The following is a 21311-nucleotide window of genomic DNA, read 5'->3' as shown; positions in this document are numbered from 1 at the left end:
TCGCTTTCTGTCTCACTCGACTAGCAGAGAACGGCCAGAAGCGATCATTCATTCTTGAACACCAAAAAATCGATAGGACTGAATATGAGCGAACTACCGAGGGCCGGCGCGGGCCACGATGATGCAACACGGAAGAAAATCCATGCTGCCGTGGCTGCGAGAAACTTGGCAAGCGCATCGAACAATACCAAGTGGGATGAGCTGATCAATCATTTCCGCGAGCTTCAGGGGTGGCGTCCGTCCTACCGATCCAAGTGCGTCACAGGATATGTCTCAGAGTGGGATGTCGAGTGGTTTTACCATTTGCCGTTTCCATTTGCGTCCGTCGAATGGTTCGACATTGGCTTGTCGGAAGCAGTCTCCTCAAAAGGACGGCTGCTTGCACGTACAACCATTGACCATACAGACGAAATATCGAAGGTGGTTGCACAAATTGGATTCGAGTTTGACGTGCGCGCCGACGTTCTGAGAATTTGGGGATACTTCCCAAAATCGTATGAAGACTTTCCGCCTGTATGACAGGCTGAGATCTGCTGTCTCCCCAGTAATTACAATATCTGACCTGGATGCTGGAAGGCCGCTTTGGGTCGTTCTCTGCCGGTTATGTCCACAAAGCGTGCCGGTCAAATCCGATGCAATGACTGGTCAAGTCGAATGCAAACGGGTGGGCAAGTATGAGCAATCACCCAGCCAAAAAACGGGCGAAGAAATTCTCGACTTTTGATGCGCATAAACACGTATCAAGGTTCGCGTTTAAAGACACCCGCTGTTACGTCCTAACGGCTACAACGCCTTGCGTCGTTACCTACGCGTGCGCCAGAATCCGCTGGCTTGTGCGGCTGTGGGGCGGGCTATATCGTTTGCTGGTCACTGCAAAACAGTGATCGGGTTTGGTAGCCCGCTACGAAGTTGCATGGCAACACCTTATGCAGTCTCTTTTCGGGACTTTGCTTTTATGGTGGTCATGCGTGGGGCTCCATTGTGAGCGCCGGGTTTTCCCAACTTCGACCGGTCTACCATGGCCGCCACCCTTCGTTTGGTAGCGAGGGTGATGGCTCCTCAATATTGCAAGTTGGAGCTTCATTTATGTTCAAAGTAACGCCTAACCCCCCGAATACCGGTCCGGTACCCTACGACGCCTTTATTGATCTTGACCCCAAGAAAATGAAAGAGGCGGCCGACCGCGCACTCAGCTTCTACCTCAACCCCGGGGCGACGAAAACGCAGATACCGCCCCACAGGCCCAGCACCATTTTCACCATCGACGCAGCGGTGGATGACGAAACGTTGCTCGTCGAGGCCTGCGAATCGTTGGCATCAGCCAGCGCCATGGTCAACGACCTCGTCGACTTGACGGACGGCCCACGACGCCAAACGATGCTGGTACTGCAACGGGTCATCATGTTGGGTGAGTTAGCGGTCAATCGCGTACTGGACAACCACAAGCCTGGGTAGTCGCCAGGCCGGTAGCGAGGGCGCTTGCGCCCTCGCTGTTTAGCAGCATTCAAAGGTCGCGACCGCGACAAGCTTCCTTATTGTTTTTTGGTAATGCCACCGACGTAGAACCGCAGATGATGGCGCGCGGCGCTCTCAGCGCTCAGGCCACGCAGCTCTGTTGACCGCTGCTCTCCATTTGGTAAAAACACCGTCAACGTATCGCCCGACACCAGGTAGGGGGCGGCGTACTTCGTATCTTCATGCTCGATTGTGACTTCGTCTTCCATCTACAAAACCTTGTCCTTTCTATGGAGTGATTACTGCCCGATAACGATCCTCGATTGCGCCGCGAAATCCTCTCCTTAAACCCGATTAAAAGTCAGCGTCTGCGCCAAGCCACATCATCAGGGCTCTCAAAGAGCTACCCCACCGGGAGCACCCACGGTGGCCGACGCATTCAGCTTCACCCTCAAATTCCCCTTCAACATTGCCAGCGGCGAGCTGATCTCGACGCTGCCCATCAAACGCCTCAAACGCAAAGACATCAGCGCCGCTCAGGCCGTGGACAAAAAAGACGAAGGTGCGATGGAGGACATGCTCGTGGTCACGCTGGAACGTCCTCTCAGACCCCACGTCGCACCGGATAGCTCTTGATCACATCCAGAAACTCAATGCGACGTTCGCTGACCAGCAACTGCGGGAGCAGTTGTTCATACGCTTGTCGATACGGCTTGCTCAGGTGACGCGTAATGAAGTCGTTCTTGCTGCAGTTCCAGGTTTCGTAAAGCACCAAGGTGTTCGGGTCGTCCTGGAGTTGGTGGACCCAGGTGTTGACGAAGTCCGGTTCGGCCGACATCTGGTGCACCACGTCCAGCAGCCGTTCTTTCATTTCGGCGAAACGTTCCGGTTTGGCCGGCAGGTAAACGATAAACGCGACTTGATCACTCATTTCATCACCTTCGAATGCTGTGAATGGGTTACTGCGCCTGGTTCTGCGGAAACAGGTTGCGACGGGTTTCTTCGTCGAATTCAGCCTTCAGCACCAGTTTCTCTTTAAGACCGTGGGCCCGCTGGGCGGCCGGACGGGCGCTGATTTCATCGAACAGGCGCTTGACGTTCGGGTACGCGGCCAGACCGTTCTCGCCGAGGATGTACGGCGCGTAATTGGCCCAACCCCAGAGTGCCATGTCGGCGATGCTGTAAGTGTCGCCGGCCAGGTACTGATGGTCGGCCAGACGCTGATCGAGCACGCGGTAGTGGCGTTCGACTTCCTTGAGGTAGCGGTTTTTCGCATACGCCAGGTCCTCCGGTGCGTGGTGCAGGAAATGCACCGCCTGGCCGGAAAATGGCGACAGGCCCGTCGCGATGAACATCAGCCAGGACAGTAGCTCGGCTTGCCCGGCCACGGAGGTCGGCAGGAAGCGCTGATGTTTTTGCGCCAGGTGCAGCAGGATCGCCTGGGAGTCGAAGACAGTCGCGTCGCCATCGACCAGGGCTGGCACCTTGGCGTTCGGGTTGATTGCCAAAAAGGCCGGCAGGTGTTGCTCGCCTTTGAAGGTATCGACGCCGATCAATTCGTAGGGCGTTTGCAGTTCTTCAAGCAGCAGGGCGACTTTCATCGGGTTGGGCGAAGGGTGGAAAAAGAACTTCATGGTGTAGGCCCTCAGTCAGTGGTTGGTTTTGAACTGAGGATGATGTTGAAGTAAACCCGTTCGAATGACGTGCGAGCTTTTTGCTTTACTCGTTCGAAACTATCGAACGAGTTATTGGCACTTTGGCGGTTGATCGCGACGTGGCGATGACGGCACCGGCGATAATCAGCAGCGCGGGGACGATCAAAATCGGGCTGGCATGGCTGCGCCCCACGGTGATCAGCAACAACGTGGAAATCAGCGGCGCCAGGTAGGAAAGCGCTCCCAGCGTTGCCAGACTGCCGTGTTTGGTGGCGTGGTCCCAGGCAAAAAACGCCAGTCCTACTGGTCCTAGCCCGAGGACGACAATCGCGGTCCATTGGCTGACGTCGGGCTGTACCGTGGTTTCGAAGGCCAGGTGACAGACCAGTCCGGCCACGGCGACCAACCCGCAAATCCCACCAATGATGCTGCTCGGTACTTCGCTGAACCGACGGTTGATCACCGAGTAAACCGACCAGATCAGCGCACAGCCAAACGCCGCGAGATAACCGGCGATGGGCATCGCGGCATCAGCATTCGGGGCACGCTGCTGCATGATGAAGGCCGTGCCGGCCAGGCCCAGCAGTGCGCCGAGTAATTGCCGCTTGTGCAGCTTTTCTCCGGCCGAGAACGCCGACAGCAATACCAGCAACAGCGGCCAAAGGTAGTTGATCAAACTGGCTTCAGCCGCCGGGGCGGCTTTGAGTGCGAAAAAGTACAGCGCGTGATAAACGAAAATTCCGACGAACCCGGTCGCCCATACAGCCCAGGGCTGGCGCCAACTGGTGAACCCGGCGATCCCGCGTCGGCCCAGAATCACCAGGCTCGCCGCGAACACCGCGCCAAAACCCAGCGTCAGCAGTTCAAACGGTGGAATGCCTTCGGTGAGGGTGGTCAGCAATGCCAGGGAGGACCAGAGCACAATCGCAATCACGCCGACGGCCGTCGCGCGGTGGCTGTTTCGGAGCTGAGTCATGTCTGTTCCTTCAGCGCGATGAGCGGGCGACCATCCTGGCCCGATGACATCAAGCAGCTTAGCGTTTGATCGCCGTACGTCCAGCGTCCGCCGTCGGGCTCACCGGCTTGGCCAACAAGCGCTTGGTCACCCCGAGCATACCCACTGACACCGCGACGCCCAGGGCGAACGCGCTCAAACCCATGCCTGGCAGGGCCAGGGCCAACACCAGGCAAAACGCGGCGAACGAATACATCCCGGTCGCGGTGGCCCGCAACAACGCGGCGGTAAAGGCTGGCCCGCGGGTTTGCTGGGAGAACACCGCCATCACGCTGCCCAGCACCGGGAACACGGCGAGCAGGCCGCTCCAGCGTTCACCAACGGTGCTGGCCAGCAACGTGACAGCGAGGGTGAGCAGGGCGCCGGCAATCATGCGCAACAGCAATTTGTCGGACTTCGGCGCCGGGCCTGAAACGATCGGCTGTACCGAGGGAAACAGATACGGCGCCGCCAGCAGCGCGGTCGCGGCGGCGATCACCGAGAACATCAGGGACGGGGGAATCAACGACAGCACAACGGCCGCCGTGGCCCAGACCAACAGCGAAATCACCAGCGCCCACGGCCACTTCGCGCGTTGTGCAACCTGAGCGTAGGTCACGCAAAAGGCAATCATGGCGAACATCGCCGATAGCGCTGCCGTCGCCGATTGAGCGGCGAACACCTGGCCTTGTTCGATGGCGAGAAAGAACAGAATCGGCCCGACCACCACCGGCAACCCCGACAGCCAACCGGCGACACTCGGTCCCCAGCGTTTACCGGCCAGGGAAATCAGCAAGAGAAACCCTGGGATGACCAGCAGTTTGAGTAACAGCACGCCCGCACCTCCGACCTGAGTGAGGCGGCCACGTTAGCATTGCGGGTGAGTGATTGCTTTATAGCTACTCGTATTTTGTATACAACCCTGCGACAACACGGTCCTGTAGGAGCTGCCGCAGGCTGCGATCTTTTGATCTTGATCTTCGGCGATGCTGAAAATGCTAAAGATCAAAAGATCGCAGCCTGCGGCAGCTCCTACAGGGATTTGCGTGTACACCAGAAGAGATGAAACGTCTAAGCTGCCCCCTCCAACCTGTTTCTGGATGTTTGTGTGAAATTCAGTTTGCCCAAAACCGCCACGGCGCCGTTCTGTCCTCCGGAAGTGGCCGGCAGCGTTGCCGTCGATCCCCGCGCCTCGTTCTTCAACCGGATGCTGCGCTTTGCCGGTCCTGGCTTGCTGGTTTCCATCGGCTACATGGACCCGGGCAACTGGGCGACGGCCATCGAGGCCGGCTCGCGGTTTGGTTACAGCTTGTTGTTCGTGGTGCTGCTGGCGAGCCTGGCGGGGATGGTGGTGCAGTGTTTGTGTTCGCGCCTGGGCATTGCCACCGGGCGTGATCTGGCGCAGTTGTCCCGGGAGCGCTACAGCACGCGGACCGCACGGACCCAGTGGGTGTTGGCGGAAATCTCGATCATCGCCACTGACCTGGCCGAAGTGCTCGGCTGCGCCCTGGCGTTTCATTTGCTGCTGGGCTGTTCGCTGACCTTCGGTATCGCGCTCACGGCATTCGACACACTGCTGGTGCTGGCCCTGCAAAACCGTGGATTCCGCCGACTCGAAGCGATCATGCTGGTGTTGGTGGGCACCATCGGCGTGTGTTTCTTCGTTGAATTGCTGTTGATCAAACCCTACTGGCCGGACGTCGCCCGTGGGTTCTCGCCGTCACTGTCAGCCATCGGTGATGCCGCGCCGCTGTACCTGGCCATCGGTATTCTCGGGGCCACGGTGATGCCGCATAACTTGTACCTGCACACCTCCATCGTGCAGACCCGGAGGATCGGCAAGGACCTGGCCAGCAAGCAGGACGCGGTGAAACTGGCGCGCATCGACACCATCGGCTCCCTGGCCCTGGCGTTGCTGGTCAACGCGGCCATCCTGATCCTCGCCGCGGCGGCGTTCCACAAGACCGGGCATACCGACGTTGTGGACATCCAGGACGCTTATCACCTGCTCGACCCATTGGTGGGCGGGGCGCTGGCCAGTGTGTTGTTTGGCGTCGCGTTGCTGGCTTCGGGTCAGAGCTCGACCTTCACCGGGACCATCGCCGGGCAAGTGATCATGGAGGGTTTCCTGAACTTGCGGATTCCTTGCTGGCAACGGCGATTGCTCACGCGCGGGCTGGCGCTGATCCCGGCGTTCATTGGCGTCTGGATGATGGGCGACAATGCGATCGGTAAGCTGCTGGTGTTGAGTCAGGTGGTGTTGAGTCTGCAATTGCCGTTTGCGTTGTATCCGCTGATTCGCATGACCAACGATCACAAATTGATGGGGCCTTTGGTGAATCGATGGCCGACGCGGGTGCTGGCGTGGGGTTTGTTTGTGGTGATCAGCGGGGCGAATAGCTGGTTGATCTTGCAGTTCGTAGTCTGAGCCGGAAGCTGTGTTGCCTGGCCGAGCCTCTTCGCGAGCAAGCCCGCTCCCACATTTAATCTCGGTCATTCACAGAATTTGTGTGCGCAGAAAATCCAATGTGGGAGCGGGCTTGCTCGCGAAGAACGATTACGCAGTCTCCCTCTTAAACGCCTCGACCACAAAATCGATGAACACCCGAGTCTTGGCCGGCATCAACGTCCGACTCGGGTAATACAGCGAAATCGGCCCCGCGTCGGCGTGCCAGTCGGGCAGCAGGCGCACCAGTTCGCCACGCTGGATATGCGCCAGCACATCTGGCAATACCAGCAGTGTCACGCCCAGGCCGAGTATCGCCGCTTCGCGCATGGCGGCCGGGTCATTGAGCACAATGTGTTCGTTCAAATTGGCCGGTGCTTCGTTGCCCGCACCATCGTGCATCAGCCATTGGCGAATCCGCCCGGTGCGGGTGCCGCGCATCACGATGCCGGTGTGTCCGGACAGGTCCGCCGGACTGTCGGGCAGGCTGCGTCCCGCGAGGTAGGCGGGAGAGGCGACCGCCACCACATGCGCCGCCGCCAACGTCCGCGACACCACACCGGGCGTCAACTTGAAGCCGCCGCCAATGGCCGCGTCATACCCTTCGGCAATCAAATCCACAGGGCGGTTTTCGAAGTGCCATTCCGGGCGAATCAGCGGGTAGCGCGCCAGGAACGCCGGCAGCAGCGGCAAGACATGACCGATGCCAAACGTCGGCGCGAGGCTGACTTTGAGCACGCCCGCCGGCTCGCCTTGGTCGCTGCTTACCGCGCTGATCGCTGTCTGTAACGCTTCCAGATTGACACCGATACTCGTCAGAAAGCGTTCCCCGGCTTCGGTCAGGGACAGCTTGCGGGTCGAGCGCTGGAACAGCCGCACGCCGATGTTGCGTTCAAGCATGGCCACGTTGCGGCTGACAGCGGCAGGGGTCAGCGCGAGCACCCGTGCGGCGGCGGAAAAACTGCCGGTTTCGGCACTGCGGACGAAAGATTCGAGGTTGGCGAGGGTTTCCATGGCAGGCACCTGCTAGTCATGCTTGAAAATCATTCAAAACATTACCCGCTAATCAAGCGCTAATGGCAAGCGCAGTATCACTCCATCGACAAACCACGGAGTGAACAACCATGAGCACCATCGGAATCATCGGCGCCGGCGCACTCGGCGCAGCCTTTGCCAGAGCACTGTCGCGTCAAGGCATTGAAGTAGTTATCGCCAACAGCCGTGGGCCGCAAAGCCTGGCCTCGCTGGTGGCAGAACTCGGGCCAACGGCGCGTGCCGGGACCCGCGAGGAGGCCGCCGCACAAGCCATCGTGCTGGTCGCGGTCAACTGGTCGAAGTTGCCGACCGCGCTCGCCGGTCTGCCGGATTTTGGCGGACGGATTGTCATCGACGCCAACAACTCAATTGAGGCACCGTCGTTCAAGGCGGTGGATTTGCAGGGCCGCACCTCCAGCGAAGTGTTTGCCGAATGGGTGCCCTGTGCGCGGGTGGTGAAGGCGTTCAATCACCTTCAGGCGCGTTTTCTGGAAAGCGATCCGGCAGCGGAGGGCGGGCGGCGGGTGCTGTTTCTTTCGGGTGATGATGCCGATGCAAAAGCTCAAGTGGCAGCGCTGATCGAACAGCTGGGCTTCTTCGGGATTGATCTTGGGGAATTGAGCGTCGGGGCGCGGCTGGTGCAGTTTCCAGGCGGTCCGCTGCCGGTGCTGAATCTGGTGAAATTCGCCTGACAGCCAGACAAAAAGAACCCGGTGCGACGTGAGTCGCACCGGGTGTTTTGCCAGACGGCGAACGGATATTCGTGGGTCCCCGCGCCGTCTGTTGAACGCTTTACGCCCGTTCGATCGCCAGTGCCACGCCCTGACCACCACCGATGCACAGGGTGGCGAGGCCTTTCTTGGCGTCACGCTTGATCATTTCATGCAGCAGAGTCACCAGTACTCGGCAACCCGACGCACCGATCGGATGGCCCAGGGCGATAGCGCCGCCGTTGACGTTGACCTTGTTCAAGTCCCATTCCAGGTCCTTGGCCACCGCCAGAGATTGTGCAGCGAAGGCTTCGTTGGCTTCGATCAGGTCCAGTTGGTCGATGGACCAGCCGGCCTTGTCCAGGCAACGACGAGTCGCGCTGACCGGGCCGATGCCCATGATCGCCGGGTCGACGCCCGCGTTGGCGTAAGCGGCGATTTTCGCCAGCACGGGCAGGCCGAGGGCCTTGGCCTTTTCCGCGCTCATCAGGATTACGGCGGCGGCACCGTCGTTCAGGGACGAGGCGTTGCCGGCGGTCACCGAACCGTCCTTTTTGAAGGCCGGTTTCAGTTTGCCCAGTGCTTCAGCCGTGGTGCCGGCCCGCGGCTGTTCATCGGTGACGAAGGACAGCGGATCGCCCTTGCGCTGAGGAATCAGGATCGGCGTGATCTCGTCGGCAAAACGCCCGGCTTCGATGGCGGCCGTGGCTTTTTGCTGCGAGGCCGCGGCGAAGGCGTCTTGTTGCTCGCGAGTCAGGCTGTACTTCTCGGCCAGGTTCTCGGCGGTAATGCCCATGTGGTAATCGTTGAACGCATCCCACAGGCCGTCGCTGATCATGGTGTCGACGATTTGCGCGTGACCCATGCGCAGGCCGGTGCGGGCGCCGGGCATGACGTAATTGGACAGGCTCATGTTTTCCTGGCCGCCGGCAATGATCACGTCGGCATCGCCGCAGCGAATCGCCTGAGTGGCCAGGTGCAGCGCTTTCAGGCCCGAGCCGCAAACCTTGTTCAGGGTCATCGCAGGCACGGTGAAGGGCAGGCCGGCCTTGATCGCGGACTGGCGCGCAGGGTTTTGCCCGGCGCCGGCGGTCAACACCTGGCCCATGATCACTTCATCGACTTCAGCTACGTCCAGGCCGGTTTGCGCCAGCAGTTGACGGATTACCGCAGCACCGAGGTCCACCGCGGACACGTTGGCCAGGGCTCCCTGGAAACTGCCGATGGCGGTGCGGGTGGCGGCGACAATGACGACTTCTTGCATGGAATGATTCCTCACTGGGCAGCGAACTGCATTTGCGGAACGTGATCCGGCACGATCAGTTTACCGGCGGTCTTGGCGACAATCTCCTCGACGCTGACGCCCGGTGCACGTTCCTTGAGAATGAACGCGCCGTTTTCGATTTCCAGGTAAGCCAGGTCGGTCAGCACGCGCTTGATGCACCCGGCACCGGTCAGCGGCAGGCTGCATTTGGGCAGGAGCTTGGACTCACCGTCCTTGGACGCGTGGGTCATGATGACGATGATGTTGTCTGCACCGGCCACCAGGTCCATGGCGCCGCCCATGCCCTTGACCAGCTTGCCGGGGATCATCCAGGAGGCGATATTGCCTTCCACGTCCACTTCAAACGCACCGAGTACGGTCAGGTCGACATGACCACCGCGGATCATCGCGAAGGACTCGGCCGAGGAAAAGATCGACGCGCCGATACGCGCGGTCACCGTTTGTTTGCCGGCGTTGATCATGTCGGCATCGATGGTTTCTTCAGTAGGAAAGGGGCCCATGCCCAGCAGGCCGTTTTCCGACTGCAGCATGACTTCCATGCCTTCAGGAATGTAGTTGGCGACCAGGGTCGGAATGCCGATGCCCAGGTTCACGTAGAAGCCGTCCTGCATTTCGCGGGCGACGCGTTGAGCCATTTGTTCGCGGGAAAGTGCCATTGTTGTTATTCCTTCATTCGGTCCGGGGGCAGGGGATCACTTACGCACGGTGCGCTGTTCGATGCGCTTCTCGAACGTGCCGCAAATAACCCGGTCGACGTAGATGCCAGGGGTGTGGATCTGCGCCGGGTCCAGCTCGCCGGGTTCGACGATTTCTTCGACTTCGACCACGGTGATCTTGCCGGCAGTGGCGGCCAGCGGGTTGAAGTTCTGGGCGGTGTGGCGATAGATGACGTTGCCGAAATGGTCGGCTTTCCAGCCTTTGACGATGGCGAAGTCACCGGTGATGGATTCTTCCATCAGGTACTTGCGACCGTGGAATTCGCGCACTTCCTTGCCGTCGGCAACGGGAGTGCCGACGCCGGTGGCGGTGAAGAACGCCGGGATGCCAGCGCCGCCAGCGCGCATTTTTTCGGCGAGGGTGCCTTGGGGGGTCAGGACCACTTCGATTTCGCCTTTGAGCAGTTGCTCTTCGAACAGCTTGTTTTCGCCGACGTAGGAGGCGACGACTTTGCTGATCTGGCGGTCGGTCAGCAGCACGCCGAGGCCGAAACCGTCGACGCCGCAGTTGTTGGAAACCACGGTGAGGTCACGCGTGCCTTTGCGCTTGATCTCGGCGATGAGGTTTTCCGGGATCCCGCACAGACCGAAGCCGCCGGCGATCACGGTCATGCCGTCTTCAAGACCTGCAAGGGCTTCCTCGTAGGAACTCACGCGCTTGTCGAAACCTGCCATATGCACCTCTTTTATTCTTTGTGGGCGGCTGGCTAGCCGTATGGGATGAAGTGTCTCGCCGCAGTATTCATTTGTTAAGTTGATTTTTAAGGTTGATTGATAGATAAAACTCACCAATAACCCCTGTGGGAGCGAGCTTGTTCCGGGCGGCGATCCGACGATGGCGATTTCAAGGAAGCCATCGCGGGCAAGCCGTGCTCCTGATTACTGGAGCAACTCGCACATGACAGTCAAGCAGATCCGCGCATTCCTGGCCGTGGCCCAAAGTTTGAGTTTCGCCGTGGCCTGCGAGCGATTGCACCTGTCGCAATCGGCGTTGAGCCTGACCATCAAGGCACTGGAAGAAGGGCTGGGTGGGCGCCTGTTCACCCGCAACACGCGAAATGTCGCGCTGACCGCGGAAGGTGAATCGCTGGTGCCACTGGCGCGTCGTCTGATTGCCGACTGGGACAATGCCGAGGATGAGCTGCGGCAACGCTTTACCCTCCAGCGCGGTCGCGTGACCTTGGCGGCGATGCCGTCGTTTGCCGGCAACCTGCTGCCGCCGATCCTGAAAACCTTCCGCGCGCGCTATCCCAAGGTCAATGTCACGGTGAATGACGTGATCAACGAGCAGGTGCTGGAGATGGTGCGTGATCGGCAGGTTGAGCTGGGGGTGGCGTTTGAGCCGACTCAAAGTTCATCGCTGGCATTCACGCCGTTGTACATGGACCGGTTTGTGGCCGTTGTGCCGAAGGATTCTCCTTTTGCCGAACGGGAAGACATCGATTGGCAGACCTTGCTCAAGGAACCGTTCATCACCTTGCAACGTCCATCGACGGTTCGGGTGATGCTGGAAGAACACTTGCAGGCGCGTGGGATGAAATTGCCGGTGGAGTTTGAAAGCCATCAGTTGGCGACGGTTGGGCGGATGGTGGCGAGCGGGTTGGGGGTGAGTGCAGTACCGGCGCTGTGTGTCGGGCAGATGCTGGAACTCGGGGCGCGGTGCATCACCTTGCGCGATCCGGTGGTGGAGCGGGCGATTGGGGTGTTGACCAAGCCTGGAGTTGAATTGTCGGCGGCGGCTCAGGCGCTGTTCGACATACTCAAAGAAGAAAAACTCGGCCAGCGCTTATCTGCGCACTGAAACACAGGCCAATGTGGGAGCGGGCTTGCTCGCGAAAGCGGTTTGTCAGTCAACATTAATGTTGAATGTGCAGGCCTCTTCGCGAGCAAGCCCGCTCCCACAGGGTTTGAATTCCGTCAGTTTTTAAGTGGTCAGTTGCTGAACCAGTAATGGAAGCAGCCGCTCACACGAGGCCTCTATTTTCAAATCAAGAAGGTCATCCGCCCGAGTCTTCCCCAGATTAATCGCAATCAACGGTTTCCCCTGATCCGCCACCGCCCGGCATAACCGAAACGCCGAATACGCCATCAACGAAGACCCGACCACCAGCAACCCCGCAGCCTTTTCGACTGCTGCCATCGCTTTGGCCGCCGTCGCCTGCGCCACGTTCTCGCCAAAAAACACCACGTCCGGCTTCATCCGCTCACCCGCGCAGTGCGGGCAATGCGGCACCTGAAACCGCGCCTCAAACGCCGCATCCAGCAGCGTGTCACCGTCCGGGGCTTGCACCGCATCCACGCCGGCCAGATACGGATTCTGCGCTTCCATCAGTTGCTGGATCGAATCCCGTTCGCTGCGTTTTCCGCAGTCCAGGCACACCACCCGGTGCAGGCTGCCGTGAAGTTCGATGACGTCATGGCTGCCGGCCTGGTCGTGCAGGGTGTCGACGTTTTGAGTGATCAGCCCGCTGATCTGCTGCGAACTTTGCAAACTGGCCAAGGCTTCGTGGGCCACGTTCGGCTGGGCCTGGCGCACCCGCGGCCAACCGAGCATCGCCCGCGCCCAATAGCGACGCCGGGATTCGGGGGCGGAGAGAAACTCCTGATACATCATCGGTTGCCGGCCACGCCGCACGCCCTGGTTGTCGCGGTAGTCCGGAATGCCCGACGGAGTGCTGATGCCCGCGCCGGTCAGGACCACAAACGGCTGGTCGGCCATTAACTGCTGAAGGCGGTGAAGTTGTTCGCGGATGAGGCTGTCGAGCATGTTCAACACTCCGGAGGGCCCGTAGGAGTTGCCGAAGGCTGCGATCTTTTGATCTTCAGCGATTTCAGCATCGCCAAATCTAGATCAAAAGATCGCAGCCTTCGGCAGCTCCTACAGTAGACCGTCAGCCGTCAGCGGTGTTTACTTACGCGCCTCCAGAATCAGGTTGAACGGTGTTTCCGTGGCCCGACGGAATGTCTTGAACCCCGCCTCGGTGAACACCTTGCGCAGCCGCGCCTCGCCAGCCTGGGCGCCGAGCCCGAGGCCGACTTCCTGGGACAGCGAGTTCGGGGTGCAGATGAAGGTCGAGGCGGCGTAGAACAAGCGGCCAACGGGAGTGGTGTTGTCGTCGAGCGAGTCGTTGGCGAACGGTTCTACCAGCAGCACCGTGCCGTCCGGTTTTAGCGCGTCATAAGCGTGCCGCGCCGCGCCCACCGGATCGCCCATGTCGTGCAGGCAGTCGAAGTAGCAGACCAGGTCATAGTCGTCGCCGGGGAAGTTTTTTGCCGTGCCCTCGAAGAACCGCGCCCGCCCGGCCACGCCACCTTCTTCAGCACGCTGGGTGGCGACGGTGACGGAGGGCGCGTGGTAGTCGAAACCGACGAACCGCGAATCCGGAAACGACTGGGCCATGACCACGGTAGATGCGCCGTGGCCGCAGCCGATATCCGCCACCTTGGCGCCAGCCTCCAGTTTGGCCACCACGCCTTCGAGCGCAGGCAGCCATTCGGCGACCAAGTGCGCTTTATAACCTGGCCGGAAGAACCGCTCCGTGCCGCTGAACATGCACGGATGGTGATCGCCCCAGGCGAGGGCACCGTCGCCGCGCATGGCGTTGACCAGTTTGTCCTTGTCATGGAAAAACGATGCAACCACCCCGACGCCACCCGCGATATAGACCGGTGAGTCTTCGATCGCCAACGCCAGGGCCTGCTCTTCGGGCAGGCGGAACTGGCCGTCGCGGTGTTCCATGTAACCGGAGGCGGCATGGGCGCTGAGCCATTCGCGCAGCAGGCGGGGGTTGCAGCCGGTTTTGTCAGCGAGGGCTTCAGGGGTGACTGGCTGACTGTCGGCCATGGCCCGGTACAGTCCGAGCTCTTCGCCGAGGATGACGTTGGCGAGCATCGCCGCGCCGCCCATGTCGTTCACCAGTTTGCCCATGAAATCATTGAGTCTGGCCTCGTCCATTACGTGTGCTCCTTCAGCAGGATCACAGTCCAGAGGCCTTGTTGAGGCGATCACCTCTGGGCGGTGGTCGTGGGAATGAACAGGACGATAAGCACGCCCTGCGTGCACTAAGTTTAGTCCGGGGTCCGTGCACCGCTGCCTGGAGCGACGAAAGCCCATTTTCCTGGTTCACACTCAAACCCCTGTGGGAGCGGGCTTGCTCGCGAAAGCGGTGGGCCAGGCAGCATCATTGTCGACCGAAACACCGCTTTCGCGAGCAAGCCCGCTCCCACAAGGGATTTGTGTTGTGTATCTCACTGTATCCAACCCCCGTCTCGATACAGTGCCCGCTAACTCAGGGTCACTGCCGAACACAGACAAGACACAAACCCGCGATGAACTGCGTAGGCCATTTGGCACCCTATACACCGTGAAGGGGACAACAATGACCACGCTCCTGCCTGAAACCGACATGAAACCCACACCCGTCAATCGCCTGCGCGTCGACCACTACACCAGCGGCATCATCGGCCCAAACCAGCCGATGCTCGGGCCACTGGCCGACGGCGGCACCCTGATCACCGGCACACCGCCGGGTTGTTGGGGGCCGATGATCACGCCGGCCTTCGAGGGTGGCCACGAAGTGACGCAACCGGTGGCCATTGCCGGTGCGGAAATCGGCGACGCGGTGGCGATCAAGATCAAAAGCATGCGCGTCACCTCGCTGGCCACTTCGTCCGGGGTGATGAGCTTCGTTGAAGGTCGCTACCACGGCGATCCGTTCGTTTCCAAATTCTGCGCCAAGTGCGGCACCGAGCATCCGGCCAGCCATGTCGAAGGCATCGGTGAGGATTCGATTCGCTGTAACACCTGTGGCGCCGAAGTCAGCGCGTTTCGCTTCAGCCACGGCTACTTGATCGTGTTCGATGCGCAGAATCAGGTCAGCCTGACCGTCAATCAGGACGTCGCCAACCAACTGGCCGGTAACGCAGCCGAGATGTCGGCGCTGCCGGAGTTCGCCGCGCAGCATTCGATCCTGTCCCTGGCGCGCGCCGACATCCCCGGTGTGGCGGCGCACATGCGGCCGTTCCTCGGCAACATCGGCACCACGCCGTCCCGTGATTTGCCCGACTCCCACAACTGCGCCGACTTCGGCCAATACCTGATCGGCGCGCCGCACCGTTTCGGCATGACTCGCGAAGAACTGCACGCGGCCAAGACTGACGGCCACATGGACACCAACTCGATTCGCGAGGGCTGCGTGTTGATCTGCCCGGTCAAGGTGCCAGGCGCCGGCGTGTACATGGGCGACATGCACGCCCAGCAGGGCAACGGCGAGATCGCCGGGCATGCCACCGACTGCTCCGGGGAAACCGAAGTGGTGGTGGAAGTGGTGAAGAACCTGACGCTGGAAGGGCTGATCCTGCTGCAAAACCTCGACGACTTGCCGCCCATGGCCCGCCCGATGAATGCCCAGCAGCGGCAGAAAGTCCGCGAGCTGGGCGAGCGCTGGGGTCAGCACGATATCGAGCAGAGCGGGCCGATCACCTTTATCGGCAGCGGCGAGAACCTCAACGTCGCGGTAGAGAACGGCTTGAAACGCGCCGCCTCGGTCACCGGTCTGCCGTACGACGAAGTGCTCAACCGCGCGACCATCACCGGCTCGATCGACATCAGCCGCTTGCCGGGCACCGTGCGCGTGACATTCCTGTGCCCGATGACCGTGCTGGATCGCATCGGCATAGGCCATCTGGTACGCGAGAAGTACGACCTGGCTTAACGCGCAATGGCGGGTCTGTACCACAGTGTGTACAGACCCGCGGGCGATACAACCGCTGCGATTTTCTGCCGGAGTGGAACACAGACCCGATACACCCTTTCGGTTAACTGTGATTCCGTTCTGACAATCATTGAGATCGAGATCATGCAGACCCCCATCACATCAGCGAAGGCGACCGTCGGGCTCGGTTTGCGTTGCGGTTTAATGAAAGACCTTCAGGCAGCCCGTGTGGGCGATTTCGATTTTCTGGAAGTCGCGCCGGAAAACTGGATCGGCATCGGTGGTGCTCATGGTCATGCGCTGCGTGCCTTGGCCGAGCGTTTTCCGTTGTCCTGTCATGGCTTGTCCCTGTCATTGGGCGGCCCGGCACCGCTGGATGTCGGCTTTCTGCAAGAGGTCCGGGTTTTCCTCGATCAATACAAGGTGCCGCTGTACAGCGAACACTTGAGCTACTGCAGCGATGACGGTCACCTTTACGACCTGCTGCCGCTGCCCTTTACCGAAGAAGCGGTGCATCACGTCGCCGCGCGAATTCGCCAGGCACAGGACATTCTTGGTCGGCGTCTGGCGGTGGAAAACGTCTCCTACTACGCCGCGCCACAACAGGATATGGACGAGGTGACCTTCACCAACGCGGTGCTGCGCGAAGCCGATTGCGACCTGCTGCTGGACGTCAACAACGTCTACGTCAACTCGATCAATCACGGTTTCGATCCGCAGACCTTTCTGGCCGGCATCGATTCGGGCCGGGTGGTGGCCATGCACGTGGCCGGGCATTTCGATGAGTCCGACACGTTGAAAATCGACACCCACGGCGCTTCGGTCAAACCGGTGGTCTTGTCGTTGCTGGCTGAGGCTTACGCTCGATTCGGCGCGCAGCCGACGCTGCTGGAACGGGATTTCAACTTTCCGGCATTTTCCGAACTGGTGGCCGAGTTGCAGACCATTCGCCGTCTGCAAACCGAGGGGGTGAGCCGTGGATAAGCCGAGCCTGTTTCAGCAGCAAAACACCTTGGGCCTTTACCTGCGCGATCCCGATCATTGCGCGCCACCGGCTGAAATGGACGTGACATGGGCGCAGGTTTACCGAGACCTGATTTTCGCGAACCTGTCGTCGTTGCTCAGCGGGACTTTTCCGGTGCTGATCAAGATTCTCGGTGATGAACACTGGCGTTCACTGGTACGGATTTTCCTGCGGGACTACCGCGCGCACACGCCGAAATTCGGCGAGATCGCCAAGGAGTTTGTCGAGTTCCTGGCCTCGGAACCGCAAGCGTTAATCGAAGGGTCGTGGCCGCCGTTTATGGTGGAGTTGGCGCATTACGAATGGATCGAGATGGCATTGCAGCAGTCCGAGGCCGAACCGTTGCCGCTGAGCGATGCCGGATTGTTGCTGGACCGACCGTTACAGGTTTCGCCGCTGGCCTGGCCGTTGGCGTATGCCTGGCCGGTGCAGTTGGTAGGGCCGGATTATCAACCGCAGACAGCGCCGGCTCAGCCGACATTGTTGCTGGTGCGTCGGGCTGAGGACTGGAGTGTGAAGTTTTCTGCACTGAGCCCGTTGGCCTGGCGGTTGTTGCAGCGGATTGAGGAGTTTCCTCAACTGGGCGGGCGTGAGCAGCTGGAAGGATTGGCGGTGGAGGCGGGGATGGCTGGGTCGCCGGAGTTTATGGCGAGCGGCTTGGCATTACTGCAGCAGATGCATGAAGAAGGGGTGGTGGGCTACTGAAAACACCACCAATCCCCTGTGGGAGCGAGCTTGCTCGCGAAGAGGCCGGCACATTCGACATTGATGTCGCCTGATACCGAGCATTCGTCGGAACGCCGCCCGGACCAAGCTCGCTCCCACAAGGATTTACTTTGTTCTTGAGTTAGCGTCAGGTCTGGGGAATCAAGCTTTGCTGGCAATCCAGCACCAACCGCGCACCACCAAGTTCACTGGTGCCCACCTCAAGCGTAAACCCATGCAGGCTCACAATCGCCGCAACGATCGACAGCCCCAACCCAAACCCGCTTTTCTGATTACCACCATCGGCACGATAAAAGCGCTGAAACACCGCCTCCCGCTCTGCCTCCGGAATCCCGGACCCCGAATCGAGCACTTCGATCCGCGTACGCCCACCCTCATTGACCCCCCGCAAAATCACCTCGCCACCCGGCGGCGTGAACTTGATCGAGTTGCTCAGCAAATTCGCCACCGCCTCAAACAACAACGCTCGATCACCGTTCAGCGAAGGCAACGACTCTGGCAGTTGCAGCTTGAAAACCAGTTCGCCTTCTTCCGCCAACGGCAGATAAAAGTCGTGCAGCTCTTGCAACAACGGCACCGGATCCAGCTGCACAAAACCCGAACGGCGCTGACGATCTTCCAGCTCGGAAATCCGCAGCAACCCTCGAAAGCGCGCCATCAAGGTGTCCGCTTCACCGAGCACCGAGTCCAGTTGGACCGCCAGCGTCGAACCCTCATCAGCCTGTTGCTGAATCCGGTACAGCTGCGCCCGCAGGCGCGTCAGCGGCGTGCGCAGGTCGTGGGCGATGTTGTCGCAGACGCCCTTGACCTCGTTCATCAAACGTTCGATACGTTCGAGCATGGCGTTGACGATGGCGGCGAGCATGTCCAGCTCATCGCGGCGATTGGACAATGGCAGACGGCGGGTCAGGTCGCCGGCGACGATGGCCTCGGCGCTGGCCTGGATCGCACGAATCCGCCGCAACGGACGCCGCCGCAACAGGTGCCAACCAGCGATACCGGGCAAGATGGTCAGCGTCACCCCCCAGAACAATGCATGAAGAATGATCCGGGTCACGGCAAACAACGAACCGTTATCCCGCACCAGCACGAGCCAGCGACCATCCTTCGTCTGGGTCGCTACCGCGTCGCAACTGTCGGCGGGCAGGCTTGGGTCGTCAGATTCGGCGCAGTCGCCGAGCATGTGGATTTTGCCATCCAGCGGCAGGCCTTCGGGCATGTGGCGCAGCGCACCGCTGAGGTAGCGGTACTGAGTATCGAACAGGCCATAAGCGTCGATGCCGCGAATGTCGAAGGTCATGCTGACGGCGAGGGCGTCCGCCAATTGTTCGCCCTGAAAGTGCGAAAACAAATGCTGACGTTGCATCAGCGAATGTTTGGCCAGGTTGTCCAGGTAAGCGGAAACCTCGTAGTACATGACCCCCATGAGAATCCCGCTCCAGAGCACGAACAGCGAACTGTAGAGCGCCAGCAAACGGCTGCTGGATGAGCGCCAGCCGTTAGAGGGGTTCAGCAATGACATAACCCGAGCCTCGCACGGTCCGTATCAGTGGGACATTGCCTGGCGGGTCGATCTTCTTGCGCAGCCGGCCGATGTGCACGTCGATCAGGTTGGTGCCGGGGTCGAAGTGGTAACCCCAGACCTCTTCGAAAATCATCATCCGCGACAGAATCTGCCCGGTGTTGCGCATCAGGAATTCCAGCAGCTTGTACTCGGTGGGCAACAGCGTCAGCAGCTGACTGTCGCGGCTGGCTTCATGGCTGATCAGGTTCAGCTCCAGATCCGCCACCCGCAGCGTGGTGGCCTGGGCGGTCACGGTGTTCTGCCGGCGCAGCAGGACCTCGACCCGGGCGGCCATTTCATCGGTGGCGAACGGTTTGGTCAGGTAATCGTCACCGCCCGCGCGCAAGCCGCGCACACGCTCATCGACGTCGGAGAGGGCGCTGATCATCAGAATCGGCGTGGCCACGCCCATGGTCCGCAACGTGGTGACAATCGCCAGACCATCAAGCTCGGGCAGCATGCGGTCGAGGGTGATCAAGTCGTAATTGCCGCTGACCGCGCGCGCCAGACCTTCGCGGCCGTTGTCGACCCAATCCACGTCGAGGCCGTGGCTGCTCAGTTCGGCGACGATTTCCCGGGCGGTCACGGCGTCGTCTTCGATGGTCAAGATGCGGGTCATAGGGCGGGCCTGATTAGGAGTACTCAACGTTGAGCGGCATTTTGCCAAGAAATGATGGCAGGCTTTCTAAATAAAACTTCATGTGCATCGAAAAGATCGCAGCCTTCGGCAGCTCCGGGGGGGATCAGGTTGGTTTTTTCGCCATGACGGCGCTGAACAACGCGGATTCCAGATTCACTTGAAGCCACACTTGCAGATGCCGATAAGGCGTCTGCGCAAACCACTCGCGGTCGACATGCGCGAACTGGCGTACGAAAGGTGCCAGCGCGATATCCGCCAGGCTCACATGATCGGCCACCAGATAAGTTCGCTGTTGCAGCAACTCATCCAGCGTGCGCAAAAAACACTTCCCCCTCTGCGCGGTAATGTTCCATTGAATATTCCCCGATATTCCACATCCCTGTAGCTGCTTGCGTATGTCGTCAGGATTAACGATACGCCAGGCTTTGATAGTCACTTTCAAGGGCTGGTTTATCGTGGTCTGTCCCAGGTTTTCTCGGCAACAACGAAATGCACGGCGGCGCCGGCAATGACTTGCTGTACAGCGGAGCGGGCAACGACCTGCTCGACGGTGGCACCGGCGTCGACACCGCGAGCTATGCCCACGCCACCGCCGGCGTCACGGTCAATCTGGGCGTGCTCGGTGCGCAGAACACCGTGGGCGCCGGCACCGACACTCTGACCGCGATCGAAAACCTCACCGGTTCCAACTTCAACGACTCCNCTCACCGGCGACAACCACAGCAACATCATCAACGGCGGTCTGGGTAACGACATGCTCAACGGCGGGGGCGGCGACGACTTCCTGATTGGCGGTCTGAGCAACAACACCCTCACCGGCGGCAGCGGTGCCGACACCTTCCAGTGGCTCAAAGGCAACAGCGGCCACGACGTGGTCACCGACTTCACCCCAGGCACCGACAAACTCGACCTGTCGCAACTGCTGCAAGGGGAAAACGGCACCGCGGCGTCTCTGGATGATTACCTGCACTTCAAAGTCACCGGCAGCGGCGATTCACTGGTCACCAGCATCGACGTCAGCGCCATGGCCGGTGCTGCGCCGAATCAGACCATTGATCTGGCGGGTGTGAACCTGGCCAGCCATTACGGCGTAACGCCGGGGGCGGGTGGGGTGATTGCGGGGGGGCACGATACGGCGACTATTATCAATGGGATGTTGAATGATCATTCGTTGAAGGTTGATACGGTGTGATCTGAAATGACAAAACCCGCCATCCCGGTGGAAAGGGATGGCGGTTTTTTTTTGGTGTTTGTAGGTTCGTCGTTCAGTTCGGAATCCATCCCTCACCCTAACCCTCTCCCAGAGGGAGAGGGCACTGACCGGGCGTGGCTCAAGTTATGAAACAC

At 60.2% G+C, this 21311-nt stretch carries 22 protein-coding genes and 2 pseudogenes; 10 read left to right on the top strand and 14 right to left on the bottom strand.

Features of this window, described 5'->3' with window-relative positions:
- The first annotated feature begins 84 nt into the window (after positions 1–84).
- Positions 85–519, top strand: a complete 435-nt coding sequence (locus tag E3W21_RS04905; RefSeq protein WP_134418651.1) for a DUF6678 family protein — start codon at positions 85–87, stop codon at positions 517–519.
- Positions 520–1086: 567 nt separating this feature from the next.
- Positions 1087–1455, top strand: coding sequence for a DUF6124 family protein (locus tag E3W21_RS04900; RefSeq protein ID WP_134418650.1), 369 nt, complete (start codon positions 1087–1089; stop codon positions 1453–1455).
- 77 nt (positions 1456–1532) lie between these two features.
- Here E3W21_RS04900 and E3W21_RS04895 read toward each other — a convergent pair whose 3' ends face one another.
- Entirely contained in the window at positions 1533–1724 is a 192-nt protein-coding gene (locus E3W21_RS04895; RefSeq protein ID WP_134418649.1) for a hypothetical protein, read from the bottom strand.
- A gap of 157 nt (positions 1725–1881) precedes the next feature.
- Between E3W21_RS04895 and E3W21_RS04890 the strand changes: the two genes are divergently transcribed.
- Positions 1882–2091 carry a hypothetical protein gene (locus tag E3W21_RS04890; RefSeq protein ID WP_256661516.1) on the top strand — a complete coding sequence of 70 codons (210 nt, stop codon included), beginning with the start codon at positions 1882–1884 and terminating at the stop codon, positions 2089–2091.
- On the opposite strand, the gene E3W21_RS04885 is transcribed toward E3W21_RS04890, so the two are convergent.
- The 4 genes from E3W21_RS04885 to E3W21_RS04870 all read right to left on the bottom strand — a co-directional run bounded on the left by E3W21_RS04885 (position 2060) and on the right by E3W21_RS04870 (position 4939).
- Positions 2060–2386 carry a putative quinol monooxygenase gene (locus E3W21_RS04885; protein WP_134418648.1) on the bottom strand — a complete coding sequence of 109 codons (327 nt, stop codon included), beginning with the start codon at positions 2384–2386 and terminating at the stop codon, positions 2060–2062. The genes E3W21_RS04890 and E3W21_RS04885 overlap by 32 nt on opposite strands.
- A gap of 28 nt (positions 2387–2414) precedes the next feature.
- Positions 2415–3089, bottom strand: coding sequence for a glutathione S-transferase family protein (locus E3W21_RS04880; RefSeq protein ID WP_046049595.1), 675 nt, complete (start codon positions 3087–3089; stop codon positions 2415–2417).
- An 85-nt stretch (positions 3090–3174) separates the two neighbouring features.
- Positions 3175–4086: a DMT family transporter gene (locus E3W21_RS04875; RefSeq protein ID WP_134418647.1), complete on the bottom strand. Its 912-nt coding sequence runs from the start codon at positions 4084–4086 to the stop codon at positions 3175–3177.
- Between the two features lie 58 nt (positions 4087–4144).
- Entirely contained in the window at positions 4145–4939 is a 795-nt protein-coding gene (locus E3W21_RS04870) for a hypothetical protein (RefSeq protein WP_134418646.1), read from the bottom strand.
- A 273-nt stretch (positions 4940–5212) separates the two neighbouring features.
- Between E3W21_RS04870 and E3W21_RS04860 the strand changes: the two genes are divergently transcribed.
- Positions 5213–6532, top strand: coding sequence for an Nramp family divalent metal transporter (locus E3W21_RS04860; protein ID WP_134418644.1), 1320 nt, complete (start codon positions 5213–5215; stop codon positions 6530–6532).
- Between the two features lie 129 nt (positions 6533–6661).
- Here the strand turns inward: E3W21_RS04860 and E3W21_RS04855 are convergent, their stop codons facing one another.
- A complete protein-coding gene (locus E3W21_RS04855; protein WP_134418643.1) occupies positions 6662–7564 on the bottom strand; it encodes a LysR family transcriptional regulator in 903 nt (300 codons plus the stop codon).
- Positions 7565–7674: 110 nt separating this feature from the next.
- Here E3W21_RS04855 and E3W21_RS04850 point away from each other — a divergent pair, with 110 nt between their 5' ends.
- The gene (locus E3W21_RS04850) at positions 7675–8277 is read left to right on the top strand and encodes an NADPH-dependent F420 reductase (RefSeq protein ID WP_134418642.1); all 603 of its coding nucleotides are present in this window, start codon (positions 7675–7677) and stop codon (positions 8275–8277) included.
- 100 nt (positions 8278–8377) lie between these two features.
- On the opposite strand, the gene E3W21_RS04845 is transcribed toward E3W21_RS04850, so the two are convergent.
- The 3 genes from E3W21_RS04845 to E3W21_RS04835 are packed head-to-tail and all read right to left on the bottom strand — an operon-like array spanning position 8378 to position 10971.
- The gene (locus E3W21_RS04845) at positions 8378–9559 is read right to left on the bottom strand and encodes an acetyl-CoA C-acetyltransferase (RefSeq protein ID WP_134418641.1); all 1182 of its coding nucleotides are present in this window, start codon (positions 9557–9559) and stop codon (positions 8378–8380) included.
- Between the two features lie 11 nt (positions 9560–9570).
- Entirely contained in the window at positions 9571–10236 is a 666-nt protein-coding gene (locus tag E3W21_RS04840; RefSeq protein ID WP_134418640.1) for a CoA transferase subunit B, read from the bottom strand.
- Positions 10237–10272: 36 nt separating this feature from the next.
- The gene (locus E3W21_RS04835) at positions 10273–10971 is read right to left on the bottom strand and encodes a CoA transferase subunit A (protein ID WP_129443355.1); all 699 of its coding nucleotides are present in this window, start codon (positions 10969–10971) and stop codon (positions 10273–10275) included.
- A 223-nt stretch (positions 10972–11194) separates the two neighbouring features.
- Between E3W21_RS04835 and E3W21_RS04830 the strand changes: the two genes are divergently transcribed.
- On the top strand, positions 11195–12097 hold the full coding sequence (locus tag E3W21_RS04830) for a LysR family transcriptional regulator (protein ID WP_129443357.1): 903 nt from the start codon (positions 11195–11197) through the stop codon (positions 12095–12097).
- A 123-nt stretch (positions 12098–12220) separates the two neighbouring features.
- On the opposite strand, the gene E3W21_RS04820 is transcribed toward E3W21_RS04830, so the two are convergent.
- Positions 12221–13063, bottom strand: coding sequence for an NAD-dependent protein deacetylase (locus E3W21_RS04820; RefSeq protein WP_134418639.1), 843 nt, complete (start codon positions 13061–13063; stop codon positions 12221–12223).
- A 141-nt stretch (positions 13064–13204) separates the two neighbouring features.
- The gene (locus E3W21_RS04815; protein ID WP_134418638.1) at positions 13205–14251 is read right to left on the bottom strand and encodes a class I SAM-dependent methyltransferase; all 1047 of its coding nucleotides are present in this window, start codon (positions 14249–14251) and stop codon (positions 13205–13207) included.
- 424 nt (positions 14252–14675) lie between these two features.
- Between E3W21_RS04815 and E3W21_RS04805 the strand changes: the two genes are divergently transcribed.
- The 3 genes from E3W21_RS04805 to E3W21_RS04795 all read left to right on the top strand — a co-directional run bounded on the left by E3W21_RS04805 (position 14676) and on the right by E3W21_RS04795 (position 17739).
- Complete coding sequence (locus E3W21_RS04805; protein ID WP_134418636.1) at positions 14676–16010, top strand: acetamidase/formamidase family protein; 1335 nt, start codon at positions 14676–14678, stop codon at positions 16008–16010.
- A 144-nt stretch (positions 16011–16154) separates the two neighbouring features.
- Positions 16155–16994: a DUF692 domain-containing protein gene (locus tag E3W21_RS04800; protein ID WP_134418635.1), complete on the top strand. Its 840-nt coding sequence runs from the start codon at positions 16155–16157 to the stop codon at positions 16992–16994.
- Positions 16987–17739: a DUF2063 domain-containing protein gene (locus E3W21_RS04795; RefSeq protein ID WP_134418634.1), complete on the top strand. Its 753-nt coding sequence runs from the start codon at positions 16987–16989 to the stop codon at positions 17737–17739. Before E3W21_RS04800 ends, E3W21_RS04795 begins: the two co-directional genes overlap by 8 nt.
- Positions 17740–17887: 148 nt before the next feature.
- Here the strand turns inward: E3W21_RS04795 and E3W21_RS04790 are convergent, their stop codons facing one another.
- The 3 genes and pseudogenes from E3W21_RS04790 to E3W21_RS04780 form a co-directional block, all read right to left on the bottom strand.
- On the bottom strand, positions 17888–19282 hold the full coding sequence (locus E3W21_RS04790) for a HAMP domain-containing sensor histidine kinase (RefSeq protein WP_134418633.1): 1395 nt from the start codon (positions 19280–19282) through the stop codon (positions 17888–17890).
- Positions 19260–19943 (bottom strand): response regulator transcription factor, encoded by a 684-nt coding sequence (locus tag E3W21_RS04785; protein WP_134418632.1) that lies wholly within the window; start codon positions 19941–19943, stop codon positions 19260–19262. The genes E3W21_RS04790 and E3W21_RS04785 overlap by 23 nt, the downstream gene beginning before the upstream one ends.
- Positions 19944–20067: 124 nt before the next feature.
- Positions 20068–20326: pseudogene (locus E3W21_RS04780) on the bottom strand (glutathione S-transferase C-terminal domain-containing protein); the annotation flags it as partial.
- 115 nt (positions 20327–20441) lie between these two features.
- Between E3W21_RS04780 and E3W21_RS04775 the strand changes: the two are divergent.
- Positions 20442–21156: pseudogene (locus E3W21_RS04775) on the top strand (type I secretion C-terminal target domain-containing protein); the annotation flags it as partial.
- Positions 21157–21311: the final 155 nt, after the last annotated feature.

Origin of the sequence: Pseudomonas sp. F01002, assembly GCF_004402115.1 — a bacterium.
Lineage (GTDB): Bacteria > Pseudomonadota > Gammaproteobacteria > Pseudomonadales > Pseudomonadaceae > Aquipseudomonas > Aquipseudomonas frigoris.
Note: the sequence above shows the minus strand (reverse complement) of the source record. Positions and strands in the feature narration are given on the sequence as shown.

Excerpts from the sequence above, each read along its gene's own strand:
- E3W21_RS04905 (WP_134418651.1), top strand. The coding sequence starts at position 85 with ATGAGCGAACTACCGAGGGCCGGCGCGGGCCACGATGATGCAACACGG.
- E3W21_RS04900 (WP_134418650.1), top strand. The coding sequence starts at position 1,087 with ATGTTCAAAGTAACGCCTAACCCCCCGAATACCGGTCCGGTACCCTAC.
- E3W21_RS04895 (WP_134418649.1), bottom strand. The coding sequence starts at position 1,724 with ATGGAAGACGAAGTCACAATCGAGCATGAAGATACGAAGTACGCCGCC.
- E3W21_RS04885 (WP_134418648.1), bottom strand. The coding sequence starts at position 2,386 with ATGAGTGATCAAGTCGCGTTTATCGTTTACCTGCCGGCCAAACCGGAA.
- E3W21_RS04880 (WP_046049595.1), bottom strand. The coding sequence starts at position 3,089 with ATGAAGTTCTTTTTCCACCCTTCGCCCAACCCGATGAAAGTCGCCCTG.
- E3W21_RS04875 (WP_134418647.1), bottom strand. The coding sequence starts at position 4,086 with ATGACTCAGCTCCGAAACAGCCACCGCGCGACGGCCGTCGGCGTGATT.
- E3W21_RS04855 (WP_134418643.1), bottom strand. The coding sequence starts at position 7,564 with ATGGAAACCCTCGCCAACCTCGAATCTTTCGTCCGCAGTGCCGAAACC.
- E3W21_RS04850 (WP_134418642.1), top strand. The coding sequence starts at position 7,675 with ATGAGCACCATCGGAATCATCGGCGCCGGCGCACTCGGCGCAGCCTTT.
- E3W21_RS04845 (WP_134418641.1), bottom strand. The coding sequence starts at position 9,559 with ATGCAAGAAGTCGTCATTGTCGCCGCCACCCGCACCGCCATCGGCAGT.
- E3W21_RS04840 (WP_134418640.1), bottom strand. The coding sequence starts at position 10,236 with ATGGCACTTTCCCGCGAACAAATGGCTCAACGCGTCGCCCGCGAAATG.
- E3W21_RS04835 (WP_129443355.1), bottom strand. The coding sequence starts at position 10,971 with ATGGCAGGTTTCGACAAGCGCGTGAGTTCCTACGAGGAAGCCCTTGCA.
- E3W21_RS04830 (WP_129443357.1), top strand. The coding sequence starts at position 11,195 with ATGACAGTCAAGCAGATCCGCGCATTCCTGGCCGTGGCCCAAAGTTTG.
- E3W21_RS04820 (WP_134418639.1), bottom strand. The coding sequence starts at position 13,063 with ATGCTCGACAGCCTCATCCGCGAACAACTTCACCGCCTTCAGCAGTTA.
- E3W21_RS04815 (WP_134418638.1), bottom strand. The coding sequence starts at position 14,251 with ATGGACGAGGCCAGACTCAATGATTTCATGGGCAAACTGGTGAACGAC.
- E3W21_RS04805 (WP_134418636.1), top strand. The coding sequence starts at position 14,676 with ATGACCACGCTCCTGCCTGAAACCGACATGAAACCCACACCCGTCAAT.
- E3W21_RS04800 (WP_134418635.1), top strand. The coding sequence starts at position 16,155 with ATGCAGACCCCCATCACATCAGCGAAGGCGACCGTCGGGCTCGGTTTG.
- E3W21_RS04790 (WP_134418633.1), bottom strand. The coding sequence starts at position 19,282 with ATGTCATTGCTGAACCCCTCTAACGGCTGGCGCTCATCCAGCAGCCGT.
- E3W21_RS04785 (WP_134418632.1), bottom strand. The coding sequence starts at position 19,943 with ATGACCCGCATCTTGACCATCGAAGACGACGCCGTGACCGCCCGGGAA.